Origin of the sequence: Paucisalibacillus globulus DSM 18846 (assembly GCF_000482485.1) — a bacterium.
Taxonomy (GTDB): domain Bacteria; phylum Bacillota; class Bacilli; order Bacillales; family Amphibacillaceae; genus Ornithinibacillus; species Ornithinibacillus globulus.
In genome coordinates this window covers 150,910-169,082 of the sequence record NZ_KI519439.1, presented here as the reverse complement: position 1 = coordinate 169,082, position 18,173 = coordinate 150,910, and the positions used below count along the sequence as shown (strand labels likewise).

Below are 18,173 nucleotides of genomic sequence, written 5' to 3'. Positions count from 1 at the left end.
GAGGATTATCTTTAATCCTCACCTCTTACATACTTATGTATACAGGTATGATAATAGGTTCACTATCCATTTTCTTTATACTTATAACTATACTATTTACTTAATTATATATTAAATAATAACACTACTTAATTCTATATGCCAACTACATAAATGCGCTGAATATTATCAACTACATATTGAAAAGTCAAAGGCGACCCCATTTATGAGATCGCCGGTAGCATTTAATTCATTACACTTTATTATTTTGGTTCAATTAAACCATATTTTCCATCTTTACGACGGTAAACAACGTTAGTATCACCGGATACTGCATTTTCAAAGACAAAGAATGCATGGCCTAACATGTCCATTTGTAATACTGCTTCTTCGGAGTCCATTGGTTTTAGTTCAAATTGTTTTGTTCTTACAATTTCTATATCATCAGATTCTTCGTCTAAATCTACCGCTACATTCGTTGTTACGAACCTAGGTAAATTATTTTGACGAGGTTTACGATTAACTTTTGTTTTATATTTTCTAATCTGTCTTTCTAATTTGTCTACGACTAAGTCAATTGCTGCATACAAATCTGCATGTTCTTCCTCAGCGCGTAATAAAAGACCTGACATTGGTATCGTTACCTCGATACGCTGCTTACCATTATAGACACTTAAATTCACATGTACATCTGAGGTTATTGGGCTCTCAAAGTATTTTTCGAGTTTACCAATCTTCTTTTCTACGTACTCTCTAATTGCTTCTGTAACCTTTAGATTCTCACCACGAATGTTGAATTTCATTAAAGTGTCCTCCTTTATCTATCTTTATATATAGTATACTATGTTTCCCTATAAAAATCCTGCATAAACAATGATAATTTATTAAATTTATTTGTCTAAAAGCAGAGAAAACACTGATACCGCATGATACAGAGGGCTTTACAATGGATTAACAATATATTTACAAAAGGGATGTTCCTATTTATTAGGACATCCCTTTTTACTATTTTCGTTTATCCATAAACATCCCATCAACGGTTTGGACATTTTCATATGGATTTGTATATTTACGATTTGAATTCTTTTGTTTCTTCATTTGCTTCATTTCTATTTTTAATTCAGTAAATAATAGATTCATTTTTTGCTGAATATACTGATTGATTGGTAGTAACTTTTTACCTAATTCTAATTCTTCATTTGTGTAAGGTTCAGAGATATTTTCCATATACTTTTCTCTTTGGATTAATAATGCATCGATTTCTTCCACAATACGCTGGCGATTATTACTTGAAATATTTTCTCGAAGGATTTGTTCCATTTTCTCAGTAATCTCAAATACTGGCTGTACTCGATTCATTAGACGTGTTCACCTTGAGCATATTGTTTTTGTCTTGTTTTTAGAATTACTTGCTTCCAAGTATCTCGAAAATCCACCACAAAACCTTGTACTTCCGCTAAAATCTCTATATCATTCTTTAAGTTTGCTTCCATTAAACGACGATTCATATAGTCATACAATGGCATTATATGCTTGGAAATCTCCACTTCCAGATCTAATGTAATCATTAGCTCTTGAATGATCGCTTGAGCTTTTTGGATATTTGTATTTTTTGCTTCCATATTTTTCTCTTGAATATCTCGAATTGCTTGTTTGATAAACTTATTACACCCATTATAAAGCATTAGCGTTAATTCACCGCCAGATGCAGTATTAACAGCATTATTTTGGTATGCTTGATATGGTTTATTTAAAGCCATAAGGTAAAACTCCTTTATAGAATAATTGGATTACATTTAGCCAAACTGCGAAAGAAGTTGTGAAGATTGGTTATTTAATCGTGATATTGCTTGTTCCATCGCATTAAATTGGTTCCAATAGCGAGTTTCAATGCCTATCAATCTATCCTCAAAATTTGAAATTCTTGTATCTAAATCCTTTATTCTTTTTCCTAGTGTATAATTATCCAGTGTACTTGTCGTTTTACCGGCACGTTCTTCAACTTTTTTCATCATGGATTCAACAGAATCTTCCAGTCTATTAATTAATCCACGACTTGAATCACTTTTTGATTCCGTAGCATTCGAAAATAGTTTGTGTACTTCATCTGGATTTTCTCGTAATGCTTCCTTCAGTGCTTCCTCATCAACTTTAAGCTTTCCACCATTCATATAGTCTGCTGTTGTTGAAATACCTATTTGTGTTAAAGTTTTTATATCTCCACCAGTGTCAACATTAGAATACCATGTTTGTCGTAAATCAAATAAACCACCAGTTAGAATGGAATCGCCTCGGAGAATACCGCTTTTAGCTTTTTCTTCCCAAAGCTCGATTTCTCTATCCTCCATCTCCTTTTTTTGGGACTCCGTAAGTGGCTTATAATCACGATATCGTTTTTCATTTTGTGAATCGTTAATTAGTTCGACAATCTCATTATATTTGTCGACAAACTTCATGATAGAGTCGAATGCAGCATCTACGTCGTTGTTAACGGTTAAGCTAACACTTTGTCCAGCCTCAGTAACATTCTTAAAATCAAAAGAAACTCCACCCAATGTATAAGTGTTAGACTTTGATGTAAAATCTACGCCATTATACTTAAACACTGCATCAGTTCCACCGTTTTCAGTTACTCCATTAAAGTTCAATGTATTATTAAAAAAATCACTATCAAATATTATTTCTTCACCTTCATTAAAATTTCCAGTCCTTGTAGTTTCAAAAATAACTTTCTTCGACTGTTCATCATAGAAGGCTCTTACATTATTACTCTTATCACCATTTATTTCCTTTAGAACGTCATTTAACGTATCACCAGCATCAATTGATACCTCATGTTGAACCATTTCACCTTTTGACTCATCATAGGTTTGAAAAGTAGCAATTCCTAGCGCTACCTGAGGATCAAGTTCGTCTAATGGTGTATTAGGATCAAATGAAATCGAACCTCCAACTTTTATTGCAGATGTTGCCAGCTTTGTTACTTCAATATTATAAGAACCATTCAGAGCACTAGAAGTAGCAGTAGCCGTTACGGCACCCTCATTCGAAGAACTTACCATTTTCGACTTATACGTACTACTCATCTTCATATCTAAAATTAAATCATTATCCATCTCATAGAGTTTTTGATAGATGTCTCGATAACCATCACGTTGCCATTCTAATAATGTACGGTCTTGTTCCATACGGTCTAATGGCATTCTTTCTGCTGTCATTAATTTTTGAATAATTTCATCTGTGTTGATACCAGATGCCAAACCACCAATACGCATTACCATTTTAAAACACCTCTTTTATATCTTCTTGTCCACTAAGAACCCCATGTACTCTCCCATTGCCGCGTACATATCTAGGATCTTCTTAGATGGAATTTCCTTTATAACCTCATTTGTATTTGGATCAACGACTGTAACATAATATTCGTCAAGCTCATCATGTAATTCGAACTTAAGATTTGTTCTTAGTGGTTCAATAAAATCATTTAATTTATTTACTGCCGTCTTAATTTCATTACCAGTTGGTTCTTGATTTTGCTTCATCATAAGATTTTCTTGCATTACAGGTTTAGTCTCAGTTGTAGGTCTACTATTGTCACTGTATTGCAAGGGTTGTGGTGTAACCGAAACAGATTCTACGCGCATCCCCATGCAACTCCTCGTAAACTTTTTCTTTTATATCGGATAGAAAGAGGAAAAAGTTAAATCTTTACCTCATTTGTTATTCACTTTTTGGATGTAGTAATTTTAATAAATCTACCGACATGTTTGCCGCTTCATTATTTTGATTTTGTATGTCTAAATAAATTTCTTTACGATAAATATCAACCGACTTTGGAGCTCCAATTCCTAATTTAATTTGATCCCCTTCAATTGCCAACACCTTAATTTCGATATCATCACCAATTTGAATAGCCTCATTAAGTTTTCTTGTAAGTACTAACATGGCTATACCCCTTTCCGCACAGAAGTAGGTTGAATGAAAGCTTTACTCTCATACTCATCGGAATTAAGTATGTATTGTTTTCCGAACAATTTATTTGGGTTAATTATCAAAGGAGCTTTTAGATTGATTGTACTAGAATCGAACGGATCCTTTAATGTCACAATAGTTAATACCATGACATCTTTTTCACTCTGTATTTGTAATGCCTCAATAGTGGCATCATCTATTTTAAAGCTGTAATCCTTATAAAAATGATACGGACTGGCAACTACGAAGGCTAACTCCTCAGATTTTACCGACTGAAGAAATTGAAAAACAGGATTACCGGGTATATCTAGTAACACAAATTCTTTTTCTTCTATAAACCCAGGCAAGCCAGATGGGAATTGAATAATTTGTTTTTCATTAATCTCTACTTCACCTACATATTTTGTTTGTATATTCATGTATGTCACCCTTTCCTAATTAGTAAATAAATTTACAAAGTCAATTTCTAAACTTTGATGTTGTTCTAATGAAATATCAACAGAACCTGGGATATAATTTATTTCTGGTTTGTTTACATTAGATTCAATAATCGGTTTATTTGGCGTCACATTAATATCTAACTTAGATGGTTCGTAATTAATTTTAACCGCATTTAGTGATGGGATAAACTTTATCCCAAGAGATTTCGGCGGTTCATGAGCATTTTGAAATGCTTGACTTACTAAAGGATTCCCCTTGTTTTCAATTTTCATAAGTTCTGTTCCTTGAGATGCCCTTCTACCAGTTCCCTCACTTGCAGCTTGTTTTCCTTCTTGCGCTAGTTTCTCGGTTGATCTAAGTACACCTATTAGATTCATATCTTCCCATGCTTGGGATTGATCAATTGTTAGTCTCGAAGGAGTTGTTTGCATAGTTATCGTTGCATGTGGCTGTTGAATGGACAAATCTGCTTTTGGTTGATGTATTTCTTGCCGTGCAGGTTGTGTAGCCATACTAATCTTTGCCATTTGTGATTGCATTCGTATTTGTGGTAACTCCATGCTAAATCCTCCTAATCCTATTAGAAAAACTCGCATTCGCTCAGTCCCAAGCGAATGTGTTAGTTTTTCTTATACGTGCGGAAAGTTTTTTATACTTCCCTAACTACTAAAAAGAATAAAACCCTAACCCCTTATTCGGGCTAGGGCAATTTTTTACCGTAGAAAATCAAGTAATGTCGGTTGAATAATTCTTGAACCTGCAGAAAGTGCTGCACGATGAATACTTTCCTGAGTAATTAGATTAGTAATTACTTTTTCGTAATCAATATCTTCATTGTCTGACATCATTTTTGTTGCGGAGATTTCTTGTGAACCTAAACGGTTTTCAATTAAATCAAGACGATTCATTCTCGCACCAAGATCTGCACGAGCATTTAATACATTATCAATATTTTCATCGAGAAGACCAATACTTCCTTCGATTTCAGCTTGGTCTCCTGATTCCAGTGCAGCAATAAATGTATCAATTTTTCCAAATGCATCTGAGCCAAATATTTCCTCAGAATCAACGTTTACTTTTATCTTAATACCATTTGAAACTTCAATGTTAACATCCGTTACGTTTGTTGGAAAATTGCCATCAGCTACAGGTTTAGTATCTGTATTATTCCCATTAAAGATATATTTCCCATTAACTTTCGTATTTGAAATATCGATTAAATGGCTTTTAAGTTGTTCTACTTCTTCCATGATATTTTTACGTTCTTCTATGTCATACGTATCATTACTAGCTTGCACAGCTAATTCACGTAAACGTTGCAACGCTTTTGTTGCTTGATCCAGTGCATCATCAGAGTTATCCATCCAATTGTGCACTTCACCTGTATTTCGTTTATATTGTTCCACTTCGATTAACTGACTACGATAATCCATCCCTTTAACAGCAACAACGGGATCATCAGAAGGTCGATTAATTTTTTTTCCAGTTGTTAGCTGTTCCATATAAGTACCCATGTTGGAATAACTATTGGATAAATTACGTAGCATATTGTTCGATAACATCGATTGTGTTACGCGCATATATATTTCCTACCTTCCTACTATTCCTAAATTATTAATAATACGGTCTAAGATTTCATCCATTGCTGTCAGATTTCTTGCGGCAGCATTATAAGCATGTTGGAATTTTATCATATTTGTCATTTCTTCATCTAGTGATACAGAGCTTGTAGACATACGTTGTGTCTCAACTTGAGATTTTAGTGCTGCAGTATTGGCTGCCATACGGTTTGCTTCTTGGGCAGCAACACCAAGACTTCCAATCATCCCTTCATAGAAACCTTTAACAGAGTTTCCATTACCAATCGCAGGATCATCCGAAAAAATAGTATCAAATATTTTCCCAAGTTCAAGAGCGTTATCACCATCACCTTTACTACCAGTCAAACTGGCAGCAACTAGGTTTGAATCCTCCACAATTAATTCGTTAACGGTCATGACACCATCACTATATTGGAAGAAGTCTAAGCCCCCGTTTTGATTGAAATCTTGTCCGTTTCTATGTTGGGTATTAAACTTATCTACTAAAGTTTTTGCCATGTTATCAAGGTCTTTAATCATTTGCTCAAATGAAACCGTGTCACCATCTGCTGCATTTCCACCACCATGGACATCAATAAGTGCTTGTAACGATCCGCTTGGAAATTTCCCAGTAAAAATTGTTCCATCAATCATTATTTCATTGTCTTCACTTATACTAATTTCAGCCGGCTCCTGGTTAGCTTGTAACAAATAAACTTTAGGTTCATAGGACTTTCCATTATCTTGGACAAGCTCTATGTCAGTTAATCCAGCAGCAATATCTGGCGCACTCTCAGAACTTTCTACGCGATGAACCTTGATATTCATAATACCAGATAATTGATCGATTAGTCGGTCACGTTCATCATATAAGTCATTTGCCAAGTATCCATGTGGTTCAACTTCTTTAATTTGATTATTAATTCGATTGATCTGAGTTAAGTATGAGTTAGCACTGTCAATCGTGACATCAATTTGAGTACCAACATCATTTTGCATTTTCTGCAAGTTTTCTCGTAAATAATTAAATGTATCTGCAACCGCAATCCCTCGCTGAACAACAACAGATCTTGCTCCACTATTTTCAGGGCTTACAGATAGATCTTGTAAAGACTGCCAAAACTGATCCATCGTATTAGATAAACCACTTTTTGAAGGTTCATTTATTAGGCTCTCCATACGATAAAGCGAATTTGACATCGTTTCCCAATAGCTAGATTTACTATTTTCTGCTCGATACTGTAAATCTAGGAAGCTATCACGAATACGTTCCACAGAACCAGCTTGAACACCTTGTCCAAGTTGTCCTGGAATTTGAGGGCGATTTCGTGCACCATTTGGGTAGGCTGGTAGCGTTTCAAAATTGACGCGTTGTCTTGTATAACCCTCCGTATTTGCATTTGAAATATTATGACCAGTTGTATATAAAGCTGATTGTTGTGTAAATAGCGCACGTTTCGCCATTTCCAATCCGTGGAATGTACTCATTGTATTTCTCCTTCATAACAGTTTGATTATGCTTTTGAATCGAATACTGAACGATTCAAGGATGGTTGATCATTGGTTTTGCCATAGTTCATATTCTTTAATGTAGGACTCATCAAATCGATGGACAGTTGAACAAATTGCATCGATTGTTGAATCAATGCAATATTCAATTGTTCTTGTTGTTTTAATTTCACCACTGATTCGGTTAACCGTATTACACTATCTTCAAGTTTTTTCTTTTCATTATCATCACTAAGCTGATTCAACATATTTGTTACAGTCGCATCATCTATGGATACTCTTTGATTAGAAAACCATTCTACCACTTCTTTTTGACGGCTTTCCTCAAGCTGTTCTAATTGTTGGACTAGTTTACGTTCTTTCACTAAAATAGCTTGCAATCCTTGTACATTACCATTTTTTACGACTTTCGTTTTCTCTTCAGAAAGTGCTAATAGCTGATGATGAATGTTAGTTAAACTGTCTAATTTTTCAATAATTGATTGTACGGACACAGATGCCGTCCTCCTCTTATTGTTTCGACCAAAAATCGATCATTTTATGTGCAGTCTTCTCATAATTAATTTCATATTGGCCAGATTCAACACGGTTCTTAATTTCTTCGACGTAAGCTTCTCGCTTCGCATTTACTTTTATATTTTCTTGCAATTTCATTGCTTCAGATGAAATTTCTAATTGGTCTTGTTGCTTCCCGACTTTTTTCATTTCCATCTGTTTTTGGATTTGGTTTTTATATGGATTAAAATTAGTTTGATTTGGTCCATTAACCTTCATTACATCACCCCATCATTTTTCAAACAATCATACATCGAACATGTCTTTAACTATATTATCGGTTTGTTTTATCAAATCTAAAGCATTATCTACGATGTTTATCAATTGTATAATAAACTTCAGGACTTTTCTTTGTTTCTTTATTCCGTTCTACGACCTTTTCAATTGCTTCAAATTGAAATAAGTCATTCCTTATCTCTTCCGAACATTTCATACATAATTTCCCTGATACAATCATATCGCCACAACGTTCACATGGATACCCAAGTTTTGGAAACATGGATGTACGTAATCTTTTTTCCTTAATAAATTTGGTAATTACTGTTTCTTCAATCCCTGTTGCTTCCACAACTTCAATTAAAGTAGCTTCCCTATTTTTCTGTTGTTTTAAAAATTCATATACAATCTTAAAAGCTGCTTCTTCCTTCTTATAACAATCACGACAAATATCTTTTAAATCTTTCACATAAACTTTTCCACATTGTGAGCAATTTGCTAATTCTGCCATCTGATTATCTCCTTACTACATTATCTTATCATACCAAATTATCCACGAACTAATGTGTACGTATAAACATTAGGACAACCAGCTGTTTTTAACAGCCTAGCTGCATGACGTAAAGTAGTACCCGTTGTATATATATCATCGACAAGAATAACAGGTTTGTTTAGTTTTTGCACTAGATAAAAAGGGTTTTCAGAGGAGATTCTTTCTTTCCGTGTTTTTTTTGATTGTTTTTCTCCATGAACACGGGTTAACATATCCATTGATTGAATTGGTAAAAAGGAGCAAAGCATCTCAGCTTGGTTAAAACATCTCTCTTGCAATCTCTCACTACTCAAGGGAATCGGTACTGCTATAACTTCTTTTATCCAGTTGAACTTTTTGTAGAAGTGATTAATAAATTGGTTTTCGAATAGATGTCCAAGCTGATAATCTCCACGATATTTCCATTTTGCAATAATATCTTGCATATGCGCATTATAAGGAAAGACGGAGTAATTATAATCAATTACATCCTCCCCATGATGATAATTCCCCCACCAAATACAGTCATCACAAATTTCCGTATCGGCCTCGCGACTACATCGTTGGCATCGATTTCCAGAAAGTTCCTTTAGACTGTTCTCACACTTATCACAGATACGTTTAGCTTTTGCTGGAAGTGTAATCGTGGTCCAATTAACTTCCAATAAAACTTCTTCGTGACACCAGAGGCAGTTCACGACTAAAAACCTCCTCTTCTGTTCATTATTCTTATGGATTGTGTTGCTCGAATCATTGCCTCTGTTTTTCCATCATGAAGAAAAATAACTTCTCCAGTTGGATCATCCGCACTTCGCCCTGCACGTCCAGCAATTTGAACTAATGCTGCTTCATCAAATACAGCATGTCCCGCATCTAACACCACAACATCAACAGATGGGAATGTCACCCCTCGTTCTAATATGGTCGTTGTTACTAAGACATTAATTTCCTTTTTTCTAAACTGATTAATCTTCTCGACTCTCTGTTCATCTTCTGAATGCACGGAAACAATATTCCCTAGATGAGCAGTAGGGTCTTTTTGCAGATTGGTTTTAAATTCCTCTGCTAATTTAATAGATGGGACGAAAATAAGTAGTTGTCTTTTTTTGTTTTTTCTTTCCACAAGCCACTCAAGTAAAGATTTCGGAATTTTTTTCTCCTTCAAAGACTTCTTAAGCGTGTAACTTATTCTTAAAGTTGGAACGGGCAAAGGATTTCCATGATAACGAACAGGGACAAATATATGAGGAAGTTGTTTTAATGCTATTCGTAGACGCAAATCTTGTCTTGGTGTTGCTGTTAGATAGATTGTTGTGTTCTTTTCTTTTTTTGCTCGATTCACTGCGAATGGAAGGGATTCATCATTGTGGTATGGAAAAGCATCTATTTCATCAATAATTACAATGTCAAAGGTATTATAAAAACGAAGTAGTTGATGGGTTGTTGCAATAATTAACTGGGAGGGTCCCTCTTTATCTTCACTTCCACCATAAAGGGCTTGGATAGGAACATCTTCAAAAGCATCTTGAATTCGGGGCTTTAGCTCACGGACAACATCTGCTCGTGGAGTTGCAATACATATTCGTTTTCCTAACTTAAGGCCCGCTTCTATACCCTGGAAAAGCATTTCAGTTTTTCCTGCACCACAAGTAACGGAAAATGAATACTTAAATTATGCAGAGCAGAAATTAATCTGCTCTTTTAGTATTTTCCTTTATTAACTTTAATTCGTATCGAATATCTTTTAAAACATCATGCTGCATTTCCACATATTCTCTTTTCTTTTGAAGCAAATTAATTATCTCTGCAAATCCAAATACTAAAATGGCTATTCCAATTCCGTATAGCGCATGAATTACAAATACCCAAAAAGAATCTTCAAAACTTGCTGCATTAATTCCTAATACAATTCCACCTACTATAGCTAGCCACCCTATTACTTTGATAGCTGATGCGATTTTATTCAACATTCTTCCCCCTAGTATCTTTTTACTATATTTATTCTACATTTATTGTCGAATTCCTTCTTTTATGAAATCTTTTCGCAGTAATCGCATTCTTTATATTGCCATTCAAAGCGATAATAAAAGGCTCTTTCGGTTGCGACAATAGCCCACAACAACCCAGCTACTGTTAAATAACTCATTCTATCACCTCGACTAATTCATCCATACAACTCTGATGGATACTTTTCAGTTCTTTTACTACACCAATTAAACGTATTTTCCTTTCAGCGTTTTCCTCTTCATCAATCACCTTTATTAATGTCTCAGTAACCTTCCAAATCTTTTCCATTGCAATCTCCCCTTAATATATTTTGAAATTAATACCAGACTTCTTGCATACATCCCTTAACTTTTCCTTTCGTATCGGAGACAGGGAATACCAAATTAACACAGGCTTATGCTTAAATTGTTTTTCTATATCCTTAAATAGATCCTTATATTTTTTAATTTTTTCAAGATTAGTTTTCATTGTTTGGGTATTATCAATTTCTACAAAGTGATATATCTCATGTTGTTTAAACATTGCATCTGGTATAAGATAGGTTTCTCCATTACGTTTTACGGGAAATTCTTTTTTCCAATCGCTTGGCTGTTCTAATAGAATGAATAAATCATTTCTCATTAATGTGTGTTGGATCCATGACCGTTTTAAATTCACACCACCTTTACCTATTCGGTCACTCCCCTTATTGGAAAGATAATAAATCTTTTTATCATATCGAACACTATTAATTAGCTTTTTCTGTTCCATCTCAAGCAATATCCTTCTGGCGTTTCGCTCACCCCCTAATTGTTCAATAGCCTGTAGTTGTTCCCTAGTGGAATATGTTAGACTCTCCAAAGCTGATAGTATCTGTTCCTCTCTTTTCAGTCTCCTCTCTTGCTGCAACATTCTTTTCTTCATACCTCCTTAGTCTCTTCCACATTTCTGCATTGCTAATGAATGGTGTTTGCACAATATGATTATCAACAGTTTTATAAATCGCTCTACCTGGGTACTCTAACTTTTCTGCACCAGTCTCATCAATGGCCACTTTCGATTGAACACCTGTTTGGAGTCTGAAAGATATTTTTGCTGAAGCATTTGCTTTTATCTGATTATCCATAACTTCCTTAGTTGGGTATTGTGTACCGAATATCATTCGATAGCCTAACCCACCAGAAACTCGCGCTATGTGGCTCATTATCCTTCTACAGGTTCTTGCATGTTCTTTGTCTGCCTCACTCATACTTTTATCAGGCATTAACTCGCCAGCTTCATCAATGATAATAAATTTACGTATTGGTATATCTGTTTCAGTAATGTTCTCATAATACTTAGGTTTAAATTCCTGCATAGTTTTCTTTATATCTCTTTCAACTTCTTTTAGGGCTGCAGCTGAACTTTTATAATCATCAGCTACTACCTTTACTTGTTTTAAATTATTGTACCTATGGAAAGCAAGACCGCTTTTTAAATCAAGAATATAAAACTCTACATCGTCAGGATGATTTTCGATTAAGTGTGTGATCATTGCTTTCATAAATACGGTTTTTCCCCACCTAGTTGCTCCAGCAATTGTTAAATGAGGTATCTCATCAAAGTCATGATAAAGTATTTCCTCCTGAGTTTTACCAACAGGTATACTCCAACCTTCCAGTGCTGGGAAATCTTTGTATTGAACTTTCTTTTGAAGTTGATCATTATACACTCGAATAAATAATTTTTGTTTAAAATGAACTTTAACCGGTTTACCCAAGGTCTTTTCAAGAATGGGTTGTGTGTCCTCATCATCAATCTTTCCAAACGGTACATTATAGATGTAGTCAATCCAGTACTCTTTTTTATTAATTTTAAATAGCTTTGGTCCCTGGTCTTTAACTGTAAAACCAATATTGATTAATGTCTGAATGATCTTCTTTTTTTCACTTACAGTTGGATTCCATCTAGCAGATGCATACATGGTTACTGCAGCAATTCCGCCACCTAATATAACGTCCATGAACTCACCAACTCCACAATGTTGTTATACTCATTCACAAACCCCAATCGCATCTTCTCTCCAGAATGTGCTGCCATTTTATATAACGATTCAATTCCAATTAAATCTGATATTCTCCAAGCTAATACATCTGCATTACAAATTAGCTCTTGTGTGAGACTATCACTATTGCATCCATTGAAATACAACATTTCTGCTTTCGGCACATGATCTTGCCACTCTAACCCATTCCACCACTGATCTATTGTTCTTGGCTTAGGGTCAATCCACCAATCAGGAACTTTAGATCCAATAACAAGTTTCAATTCCTTCCGACCTCCCTTCCGTTCTATATTCCGTTCTCACTTCCTTTTAAACTTCCGGCCTGGTATTCTGTTTGGTATATTCCGTTGTTGTTATATCAGTAGTTTGATAGATGTAAACAAGCAAATATTTCTTAACATACAAATGAACATGACAGAGCGAAGTGATGAATAGTGAATTGCAATTTTTGAAGCTGTTTAATAAATCATATGTGGGTATGTTTGTCTTGATTACAAATTAGTTCAAATATTTTAACTAAAAGTATGAAGGGTTTTTATATTACTACAAAGAATATACATATTAGGTGATGATAAAATGAAAAGTTATATAAACTTATGGATTGCAAAAAAAGAAATGAATAAAAAAGAAGTAGCTGAAAGAATGGGAGTCAGCCAGACAGTTTTATCGAGGTGGATTAATGGCCATAGTAAACCGTCACTGGAGAATGCGTTTAAACTTGCAGAAATATTAAACTGTAAAGTAGATGATCTATTCAAGAAAGAATAACACTACTTATCTCCGCTTTTTTATAGTGGGGATTTTTTATATGTTTGGGCATCTTTCTAGGAAAACTTTCCTAAAATCAACTATAATCAATCAAAAAATAACCAATTCAGGAAAAACTTGAATTCTCCTTTTTAATGCAGGGTTACTCCTATAAATTATCGAATTATAATACTAAGATAATTAAGGAGTGATTTAATTGGAAAAAGAAAAAGAGGAATTTCAACCTTATTTTGACGGGAGAAGAATCATATACCCATTAGCTACACAAAGTGAACAAGACACATTTGAATATCTTGATAGAAAGGATCCTATGTTAAGAAAGTATTATGAGAATTACGATAAGTAATACATTAAAAAAGCCTCTCACTTTGAGGGGCTTTAATCAATTTGTAAATCAATAATATTGTCTAACTGTATTTTAGTTCCATCACGTAGCACTAAATAGTTCTGTGGTGATACTACTTTTTCAAGCTTACCTCTAATTGTCTTAAAATTGTGATTACTAAAGTATTTAATAATAACAAATAGATCGTTGTGTATTGCGACTTGCAGCTTCATATTTATCTCTTCCACTTGTTGTTCATCAAGTTCTGGTTTTTCCTCACGTTCCTGTTGCGCCCACATTTGATGTAGCAATTGGTGATGCTCCGGCATCATCATTGCGGTCCATTTGATATTTCCGCGATCATTTACAGTCATACTACGCGCCTACCTTCTTTCTGATTGGTCCAGCTGAAAGGATGTTTTCTAATTTAAAGGTTCTTATCTTTTTTCGCCAAAGACAATAAGCGATGACAGAATCATCATTCATGCTAATCACACGAACATATCGTTGCGTAACATTATTTTTACTATCAATGTAAAAGATTATGATTTTCTCCTTATTATCGATGGAGCTTAGGAATAATCTTTTCATAATTAAACCTCCTCCACAGAACGTTTGTTTTCATTAATTATACACGAACATTCGTTTCCCTTCAAGTGGTTGTTTATATTTGAGTAGTTATTTGTATGGGGATCACGATAGAGGCTTTGAATGGAAAGATAGGATTTGGAAGGAATAATATGTTTGTAGAAACGGTTCCAATTTTGTCATTCATATTACCCTTCATAATAGCTTTGAAGGGTAATGAGTATATGGTTTAAAGTGCGTGCTTAGTGCAAATGTTTATTATAAACTTTTTAATTAGAGTAGGGTCCATTTGGAAATGGAACTTCTTGATACTGGTAATGCTTTTGATCTCATCTTTTATAAAAAGCTCCCACAATAGTGAGAGCTTTAATTTATACGTTATTTTACTAACATATAAATGGATAGAAAACTTTAACTGTTTTAATTAATTTTCAATACCTTCAAGTGCAATATTAGGGCTAATTCTTAATATAATGCCATAGTCTGGCCAAAGCACTTTGTTGTTTTGAACAATAATTTTGCCGTCTTTTAATGAGTCCTTTATTTCATTTCTAAACCGGCAATCCCCCATGTTTTTATATCTTTTTAACCTTGGCGGTAAGTTGGGAAAGGTTGAAACTTCACTTAGAAACATGTCCGGAATAAAGTATTCATAACTAATCCTGGTTAGTTCTAGGACTGTATTATTTTCAATTTTCATTAATACAATGTAGTGTTCATAAAAAGAAATACTTAATTCGCGATGTTGATTTTTCAGTAAAAAGCTTTTATTAACCATTTGAAGAATAGAATCTTTAATACTTTCGATAAAAATATTTTCAAAATCTTCAACTGCGGAGGAATTAATGTAGTAACCCATTATCTATCCCCTCTTCTTTATTTTGTCTAATACACCTTTCTTTACTTTTATTATGTTAATATCTTTGAAATCCGCAAGATCTTCATCAAGCGATTCAGAGATTATATCATCGACAGTATATTTATCAATCACCATTTTATCTGTTATTAATGCTTTATGAACCAACTGCATAAAGGTATTTCGTGAATTACGTAATCTAAAATAATTCTTTCTATATTCAGAATGGAAATATACCAAAACATCTACTGGTAAGAATATAGGTCTAGTATCGTAACCTATAGGAAGTTTTTTATAAAAGTATTCTGACATTGTATGGAAATTATTTTCATTAAAATTATTTGATATAAAGATATGTGAGCTCAATTGTTTTTTCGTACTATATCTGGTAATATGTGATACTTGATTTAGCATTTCCACATAGTCAAAGGCTTTTCTTTGTTCATCCTTTGCTAAATCATATCCTTTATGGTTTTTATTTAATTTACAATCATATGAGTAAACATATTTTTCTCTGTTTTCAGCGGGGCCGTGAACATTATAGTTAATAGTGAAGATACCCTCAGGCACTTCTTTTCCTGTCATACTACTTCCCCATTTATCAGCGTTAGGAAAAATATCCTTGAGAACATTAAACACATCATCTTCAAAATCAGTTGGTGAATAGTTTTTATCTATTTCCTGCGGAACAGGCAAGTTCTTAAGTATTTCGAAAGATTTATTAGCTACACTAGATAAATATGATTTCGATCTATGTTCAATCGACTCATAAATTTGCTTAAATATATCTGCTGGATTACTCATATTATAAATCCTGCCAAAATTCACTGGAAAAATACAGTGGTTATTATATTTTGATAAGTGTTTTTCCGATACACCGACAAAAATAATTACGGTTGGTGTTAGAGAACGGTTTATTTTCTCAAGAATTTTATTTTGTATAGAACCTTGATGAATTAGAATTTGGAACGACTCGCCTGAACTATTATTAACCAAATTAAAGAATTTATATTTATTATTTTTACTATAAAAACTCTTTTCTGGCTCACCTCTTAATTCCCAATTACTTAAATCACAAAATGTTGATATTAATCTTTTTATATAAGACCGGATGTTTAAATTTAATGGTGCTAATAATTCATATTTTTCTCTACCTAATAAAGAGTAACCACAGCTAGGGCATTGCGCTATATCCCCTTGATAAGTTTCCGTATATTCACACTCAGCATTCTTACAATATATATTTTCTTCAACACTCTCTTGAATAATATTGTCCTTCTTCAATTTGTCGAAGATATCTGCCTCTATTTCGGTTAATTCTTTTTTACTAGACAAAGTCAATAGATAATCAGTAACGTCTGCCTTACCAACCATAAACTTAGTGTTAGTAATTAATTTGTTTAAAGGTATTCCGAATTTCTGTATGAATTTATCTTCAAGTTGTCGTTTAGTTTCTATATCCATTCCACTATCGTCTACTGAGAAAAGAATATTTCCATCATCAAATATTGTGGATTTTATTGTTCTTCTTACACTGTGTGATTTAAAAGATATACTTTCAATATCCTTTATGCTTTCCAAATCTAAACAGTCCTTACTCCAAGCATCTTTCACTGAAGGGAAGACATCTCCATTTTCTAATGCAAATGAAACTCGAGGCGAATTAATCAAGGGACTACTTCTGAATGAAATTTTATTAATAGTGAAATCATCGATTTCATTTCCACTTGGAGACACCCCCTCTAAAAATGCACTCCTTACAACATCAGAGTCATATTCTTTAAATAAATCAGGTTTAATTTCAGTTAAAGTGGTATTAAAATTTTCCTCAATATATTCTTTGATCCAATTTATTTCACTTATAAATTTTGATTTAACTTCCAAAATACCTTCTTCGGTATTAATTTTAAACATTATTGGCACAACCTCTTTATTTCTAAAGGGTTCATCAAAATCTGGTATTGAGGAATCATTTACTTGCCTATAGAGGATTACAAAAACTTTACTATTTTCCTTTGATGTGTATGCAAACACTCTATAATTATTACTTTGTTTAGATTTTTTATGTAGTTCGTCTACAAAATGTTTACTTTCTTTCGAAGGTAAATCTAAAGCCTTTGTATAACCTATACTTTTACTCAGGGAAAAGATATTACCGGTACCCTTATTTAACCAGTTGTGTAAAGTATATAATGATATAATATGTAAAATTGAATCTTCTAGTAACTGTTTCAATTGAATAATTGGAGAGTTTAAGTAAATCACATCATATTTCTCTGAAACAGAATTATAATAACTTACAACACTTTTTTTCTTTCTGCTCAAAAAATCTTTTAGTATTAAAATTTGTTTTTTTGTTTCATAAGACTCTTCGCAAAGACCCTTAATTTTATCATCTTTGCTCAGGTCGTTTTCTTCAATCCCTAATATTCCTTCGAAGTCTTCAATTTCATCAATTGAAAGACTTTTTAGTGTGCTTTTATACTTAATATCACAACTTATTTCGGAATACTCATTAATACGATCGATCGCTACTCCCATGTATCTCCAAAATTTAGTATTTTCTTTATCATTTTCTTTAAATAATTTGTTAATTGGACTAAGTACTGTAGACAAATCAATATTCCCCCTTTTGTAGATAAATTACATATTCTACAAAAGATGACTATTTTCCTGCTTTTTTGTAAAAACGCTTCCAATTGGAACGTTTGTTCTTATTTTATCATATAGAAATATTTCTGTATATAGTAATAAAGTCCGTATTGTTTTTAAAGCCCAACTGTTTCCGCAGCTGGGCTTTCATAATGAAATTCGATTACTAG

The 18,173-nt window shown here is 33.5% G+C and carries 26 protein-coding genes and 1 pseudogene; 2 read left to right on the top strand and 25 right to left on the bottom strand.

The window, feature by feature from the left end; all coding sequences use genetic code 11:
* Positions 1 to 242: 242 nt before the first annotated feature.
* The 21 genes and pseudogenes from hpf to K332_RS0119445 form a co-directional block, all read right to left on the bottom strand.
* Positions 243 to 782 (bottom strand): ribosome hibernation-promoting factor, HPF/YfiA family, encoded by a 540-nt coding sequence (gene hpf, locus K332_RS0119540; RefSeq protein WP_026908987.1) that lies wholly within the window; start codon positions 780 to 782, stop codon positions 243 to 245.
* 202 nt (positions 783 to 984) lie between these two features.
* A complete protein-coding gene (gene fliT, locus K332_RS0119535) occupies positions 985 to 1,338 on the bottom strand; it encodes a flagellar protein FliT (protein ID WP_026908986.1) in 354 nt (117 codons plus the stop codon).
* Positions 1,338 to 1,739 (bottom strand): flagellar export chaperone FliS, encoded by a 402-nt coding sequence (gene fliS / locus K332_RS0119530; protein WP_026908985.1) that lies wholly within the window; start codon positions 1,737 to 1,739, stop codon positions 1,338 to 1,340. Before fliS ends, fliT begins: the two co-directional genes overlap by 1 nt.
* Positions 1,740 to 1,775: 36 nt before the next feature.
* Entirely contained in the window at positions 1,776 to 3,260 is a 1,485-nt protein-coding gene (locus tag K332_RS0119525) for a flagellar hook-associated protein 2 (RefSeq protein ID WP_036689398.1), read from the bottom strand.
* 15 nt (positions 3,261 to 3,275) lie between these two features.
* On the bottom strand, positions 3,276 to 3,623 hold the full coding sequence (gene flaG / locus K332_RS0119520) for a flagellar protein FlaG (protein WP_026908983.1): 348 nt from the start codon (positions 3,621 to 3,623) through the stop codon (positions 3,276 to 3,278).
* 76 nt (positions 3,624 to 3,699) lie between these two features.
* Positions 3,700 to 3,924 (bottom strand): carbon storage regulator CsrA, encoded by a 225-nt coding sequence (gene csrA, locus K332_RS0119515; protein ID WP_026908982.1) that lies wholly within the window; start codon positions 3,922 to 3,924, stop codon positions 3,700 to 3,702.
* A 2-nt stretch (positions 3,925 to 3,926) separates the two neighbouring features.
* A complete protein-coding gene (fliW, locus tag K332_RS0119510) occupies positions 3,927 to 4,370 on the bottom strand; it encodes a flagellar assembly protein FliW (protein WP_026908981.1) in 444 nt (147 codons plus the stop codon).
* Between the two features lie 15 nt (positions 4,371 to 4,385).
* On the bottom strand, positions 4,386 to 4,952 hold the full coding sequence (locus K332_RS0119505) for a DUF6470 family protein (protein WP_026908980.1): 567 nt from the start codon (positions 4,950 to 4,952) through the stop codon (positions 4,386 to 4,388).
* A 153-nt stretch (positions 4,953 to 5,105) separates the two neighbouring features.
* On the bottom strand, positions 5,106 to 5,972 hold the full coding sequence (flgL, locus tag K332_RS0119500) for a flagellar hook-associated protein FlgL (RefSeq protein ID WP_026908979.1): 867 nt from the start codon (positions 5,970 to 5,972) through the stop codon (positions 5,106 to 5,108).
* A 9-nt stretch (positions 5,973 to 5,981) separates the two neighbouring features.
* Entirely contained in the window at positions 5,982 to 7,460 is a 1,479-nt protein-coding gene (gene flgK / locus K332_RS0119495) for a flagellar hook-associated protein FlgK (protein WP_026908978.1), read from the bottom strand.
* 26 nt (positions 7,461 to 7,486) lie between these two features.
* Positions 7,487 to 7,975 carry a flagellar protein FlgN gene (locus K332_RS0119490; RefSeq protein WP_026908977.1) on the bottom strand — a complete coding sequence of 163 codons (489 nt, stop codon included), beginning with the start codon at positions 7,973 to 7,975 and terminating at the stop codon, positions 7,487 to 7,489.
* Positions 7,976 to 7,991: 16 nt separating this feature from the next.
* Positions 7,992 to 8,255 (bottom strand): flagellar biosynthesis anti-sigma factor FlgM, encoded by a 264-nt coding sequence (flgM, locus tag K332_RS0119485; protein ID WP_026908976.1) that lies wholly within the window; start codon positions 8,253 to 8,255, stop codon positions 7,992 to 7,994.
* Between the two features lie 85 nt (positions 8,256 to 8,340).
* The gene (locus tag K332_RS0119480; RefSeq protein ID WP_026908975.1) at positions 8,341 to 8,763 is read right to left on the bottom strand and encodes a TIGR03826 family flagellar region protein; all 423 of its coding nucleotides are present in this window, start codon (positions 8,761 to 8,763) and stop codon (positions 8,341 to 8,343) included.
* 38 nt (positions 8,764 to 8,801) lie between these two features.
* On the bottom strand, positions 8,802 to 9,482 hold the full coding sequence (locus tag K332_RS0119475) for a ComFC family protein (protein ID WP_026908974.1): 681 nt from the start codon (positions 9,480 to 9,482) through the stop codon (positions 8,802 to 8,804).
* A gap of 2 nt (positions 9,483 to 9,484) precedes the next feature.
* The gene (locus K332_RS24750) at positions 9,485 to 9,949 is read right to left on the bottom strand and encodes a helicase-related protein (RefSeq protein ID WP_281170937.1); all 465 of its coding nucleotides are present in this window, start codon (positions 9,947 to 9,949) and stop codon (positions 9,485 to 9,487) included.
* Positions 9,950 to 10,072: 123 nt separating this feature from the next.
* Positions 10,073 to 10,435: pseudogene (locus K332_RS24745) on the bottom strand (DEAD/DEAH box helicase family protein); the annotation flags it as partial.
* 37 nt (positions 10,436 to 10,472) lie between these two features.
* The gene (locus K332_RS0119465; protein ID WP_026908973.1) at positions 10,473 to 10,751 is read right to left on the bottom strand and encodes a hypothetical protein; all 279 of its coding nucleotides are present in this window, start codon (positions 10,749 to 10,751) and stop codon (positions 10,473 to 10,475) included.
* Between the two features lie 175 nt (positions 10,752 to 10,926).
* Complete coding sequence (locus tag K332_RS24075) at positions 10,927 to 11,079, bottom strand: hypothetical protein (RefSeq protein WP_156914240.1); 153 nt, start codon at positions 11,077 to 11,079, stop codon at positions 10,927 to 10,929.
* 12 nt (positions 11,080 to 11,091) lie between these two features.
* The gene (locus tag K332_RS0119455; protein WP_026908972.1) at positions 11,092 to 11,682 is read right to left on the bottom strand and encodes a replication-relaxation family protein; all 591 of its coding nucleotides are present in this window, start codon (positions 11,680 to 11,682) and stop codon (positions 11,092 to 11,094) included.
* Positions 11,606 to 12,772, bottom strand: a complete 1,167-nt coding sequence (locus K332_RS0119450) for an FtsK/SpoIIIE domain-containing protein (RefSeq protein ID WP_036689395.1) — start codon at positions 12,770 to 12,772, stop codon at positions 11,606 to 11,608. Before K332_RS0119450 ends, K332_RS0119455 begins: the two co-directional genes overlap by 77 nt.
* The gene (locus K332_RS0119445) at positions 12,757 to 13,077 is read right to left on the bottom strand and encodes a hypothetical protein (protein ID WP_026908970.1); all 321 of its coding nucleotides are present in this window, start codon (positions 13,075 to 13,077) and stop codon (positions 12,757 to 12,759) included. The genes K332_RS0119450 and K332_RS0119445 overlap by 16 nt, the downstream gene beginning before the upstream one ends.
* A gap of 313 nt (positions 13,078 to 13,390) precedes the next feature.
* Between K332_RS0119445 and K332_RS0119440 the strand changes: the two genes are divergently transcribed.
* Together K332_RS0119440 and K332_RS24070 are read left to right on the top strand one after the other, a co-directional pair.
* Positions 13,391 to 13,582 carry a helix-turn-helix transcriptional regulator gene (locus K332_RS0119440; RefSeq protein WP_026908969.1) on the top strand — a complete coding sequence of 64 codons (192 nt, stop codon included), beginning with the start codon at positions 13,391 to 13,393 and terminating at the stop codon, positions 13,580 to 13,582.
* Between the two features lie 196 nt (positions 13,583 to 13,778).
* Positions 13,779 to 13,928, top strand: a complete 150-nt coding sequence (locus K332_RS24070) for a hypothetical protein (protein WP_156914239.1) — start codon at positions 13,779 to 13,781, stop codon at positions 13,926 to 13,928.
* Between the two features lie 32 nt (positions 13,929 to 13,960).
* Here K332_RS24070 and K332_RS22965 read toward each other — a convergent pair whose 3' ends face one another.
* From K332_RS22965 to K332_RS0119415, 4 genes are all read right to left on the bottom strand, one after another.
* Positions 13,961 to 14,281: a YolD-like family protein gene (locus K332_RS22965; RefSeq protein WP_051359546.1), complete on the bottom strand. Its 321-nt coding sequence runs from the start codon at positions 14,279 to 14,281 to the stop codon at positions 13,961 to 13,963.
* Between the two features lies 1 nt (position 14,282).
* Entirely contained in the window at positions 14,283 to 14,498 is a 216-nt protein-coding gene (locus K332_RS0119425; RefSeq protein ID WP_026908968.1) for a hypothetical protein, read from the bottom strand.
* A 421-nt stretch (positions 14,499 to 14,919) separates the two neighbouring features.
* Complete coding sequence (locus K332_RS0119420; RefSeq protein WP_026908967.1) at positions 14,920 to 15,354, bottom strand: hypothetical protein; 435 nt, start codon at positions 15,352 to 15,354, stop codon at positions 14,920 to 14,922.
* Positions 15,355 to 15,357: 3 nt separating this feature from the next.
* Entirely contained in the window at positions 15,358 to 17,967 is a 2,610-nt protein-coding gene (locus K332_RS0119415; RefSeq protein WP_245604773.1) for a hypothetical protein, read from the bottom strand.
* Between the last annotated feature and the right edge of the window lie 206 nt (positions 17,968 to 18,173).

Coding starts and splice junctions, on each gene's coding strand:
- K332_RS24075 (WP_156914240.1), bottom strand. CDS start 11,079: ATGGAAAAGATTTGGAAGGTTACTGAGACATTAATAAAGGTGATTGAT.
- K332_RS0119450 (WP_036689395.1), bottom strand. CDS start 12,772: ATGGACGTTATATTAGGTGGCGGAATTGCTGCAGTAACCATGTATGCA.
- flaG (WP_026908983.1), bottom strand. CDS start 3,623: ATGCGCGTAGAATCTGTTTCGGTTACACCACAACCCTTGCAATACAGT.
- K332_RS0119480 (WP_026908975.1), bottom strand. CDS start 8,763: ATGGCAGAATTAGCAAATTGCTCACAATGTGGAAAAGTTTATGTGAAA.
- fliT (WP_026908986.1), bottom strand. CDS start 1,338: ATGAATCGAGTACAGCCAGTATTTGAGATTACTGAGAAAATGGAACAA.
- fliW (WP_026908981.1), bottom strand. CDS start 4,370: ATGAATATACAAACAAAATATGTAGGTGAAGTAGAGATTAATGAAAAA.
- K332_RS0119440 (WP_026908969.1), top strand. CDS start 13,391: ATGAAAAGTTATATAAACTTATGGATTGCAAAAAAAGAAATGAATAAA.
- K332_RS22965 (WP_051359546.1), bottom strand. CDS start 14,281: ATGACTGTAAATGATCGCGGAAATATCAAATGGACCGCAATGATGATG.
- csrA (WP_026908982.1), bottom strand. CDS start 3,924: ATGTTAGTACTTACAAGAAAACTTAATGAGGCTATTCAAATTGGTGAT.
- flgL (WP_026908979.1), bottom strand. CDS start 5,972: ATGCGCGTAACACAATCGATGTTATCGAACAATATGCTACGTAATTTA.
- K332_RS0119420 (WP_026908967.1), bottom strand. CDS start 15,354: ATGGGTTACTACATTAATTCCTCCGCAGTTGAAGATTTTGAAAATATT.
- hpf (WP_026908987.1), bottom strand. CDS start 782: ATGAAATTCAACATTCGTGGTGAGAATCTAAAGGTTACAGAAGCAATT.
- flgK (WP_026908978.1), bottom strand. CDS start 7,460: ATGAGTACATTCCACGGATTGGAAATGGCGAAACGTGCGCTATTTACA.
- flgM (WP_026908976.1), bottom strand. CDS start 8,255: ATGAAGGTTAATGGACCAAATCAAACTAATTTTAATCCATATAAAAAC.
- K332_RS0119455 (WP_026908972.1), bottom strand. CDS start 11,682: ATGTTGCAGCAAGAGAGGAGACTGAAAAGAGAGGAACAGATACTATCA.
- K332_RS0119425 (WP_026908968.1), bottom strand. CDS start 14,498: ATGAAAAGATTATTCCTAAGCTCCATCGATAATAAGGAGAAAATCATA.
- fliS (WP_026908985.1), bottom strand. CDS start 1,739: ATGGCTTTAAATAAACCATATCAAGCATACCAAAATAATGCTGTTAAT.
- K332_RS0119505 (WP_026908980.1), bottom strand. CDS start 4,952: ATGGAGTTACCACAAATACGAATGCAATCACAAATGGCAAAGATTAGT.
- K332_RS0119525 (WP_036689398.1), bottom strand. CDS start 3,260: ATGGTAATGCGTATTGGTGGTTTGGCATCTGGTATCAACACAGATGAA.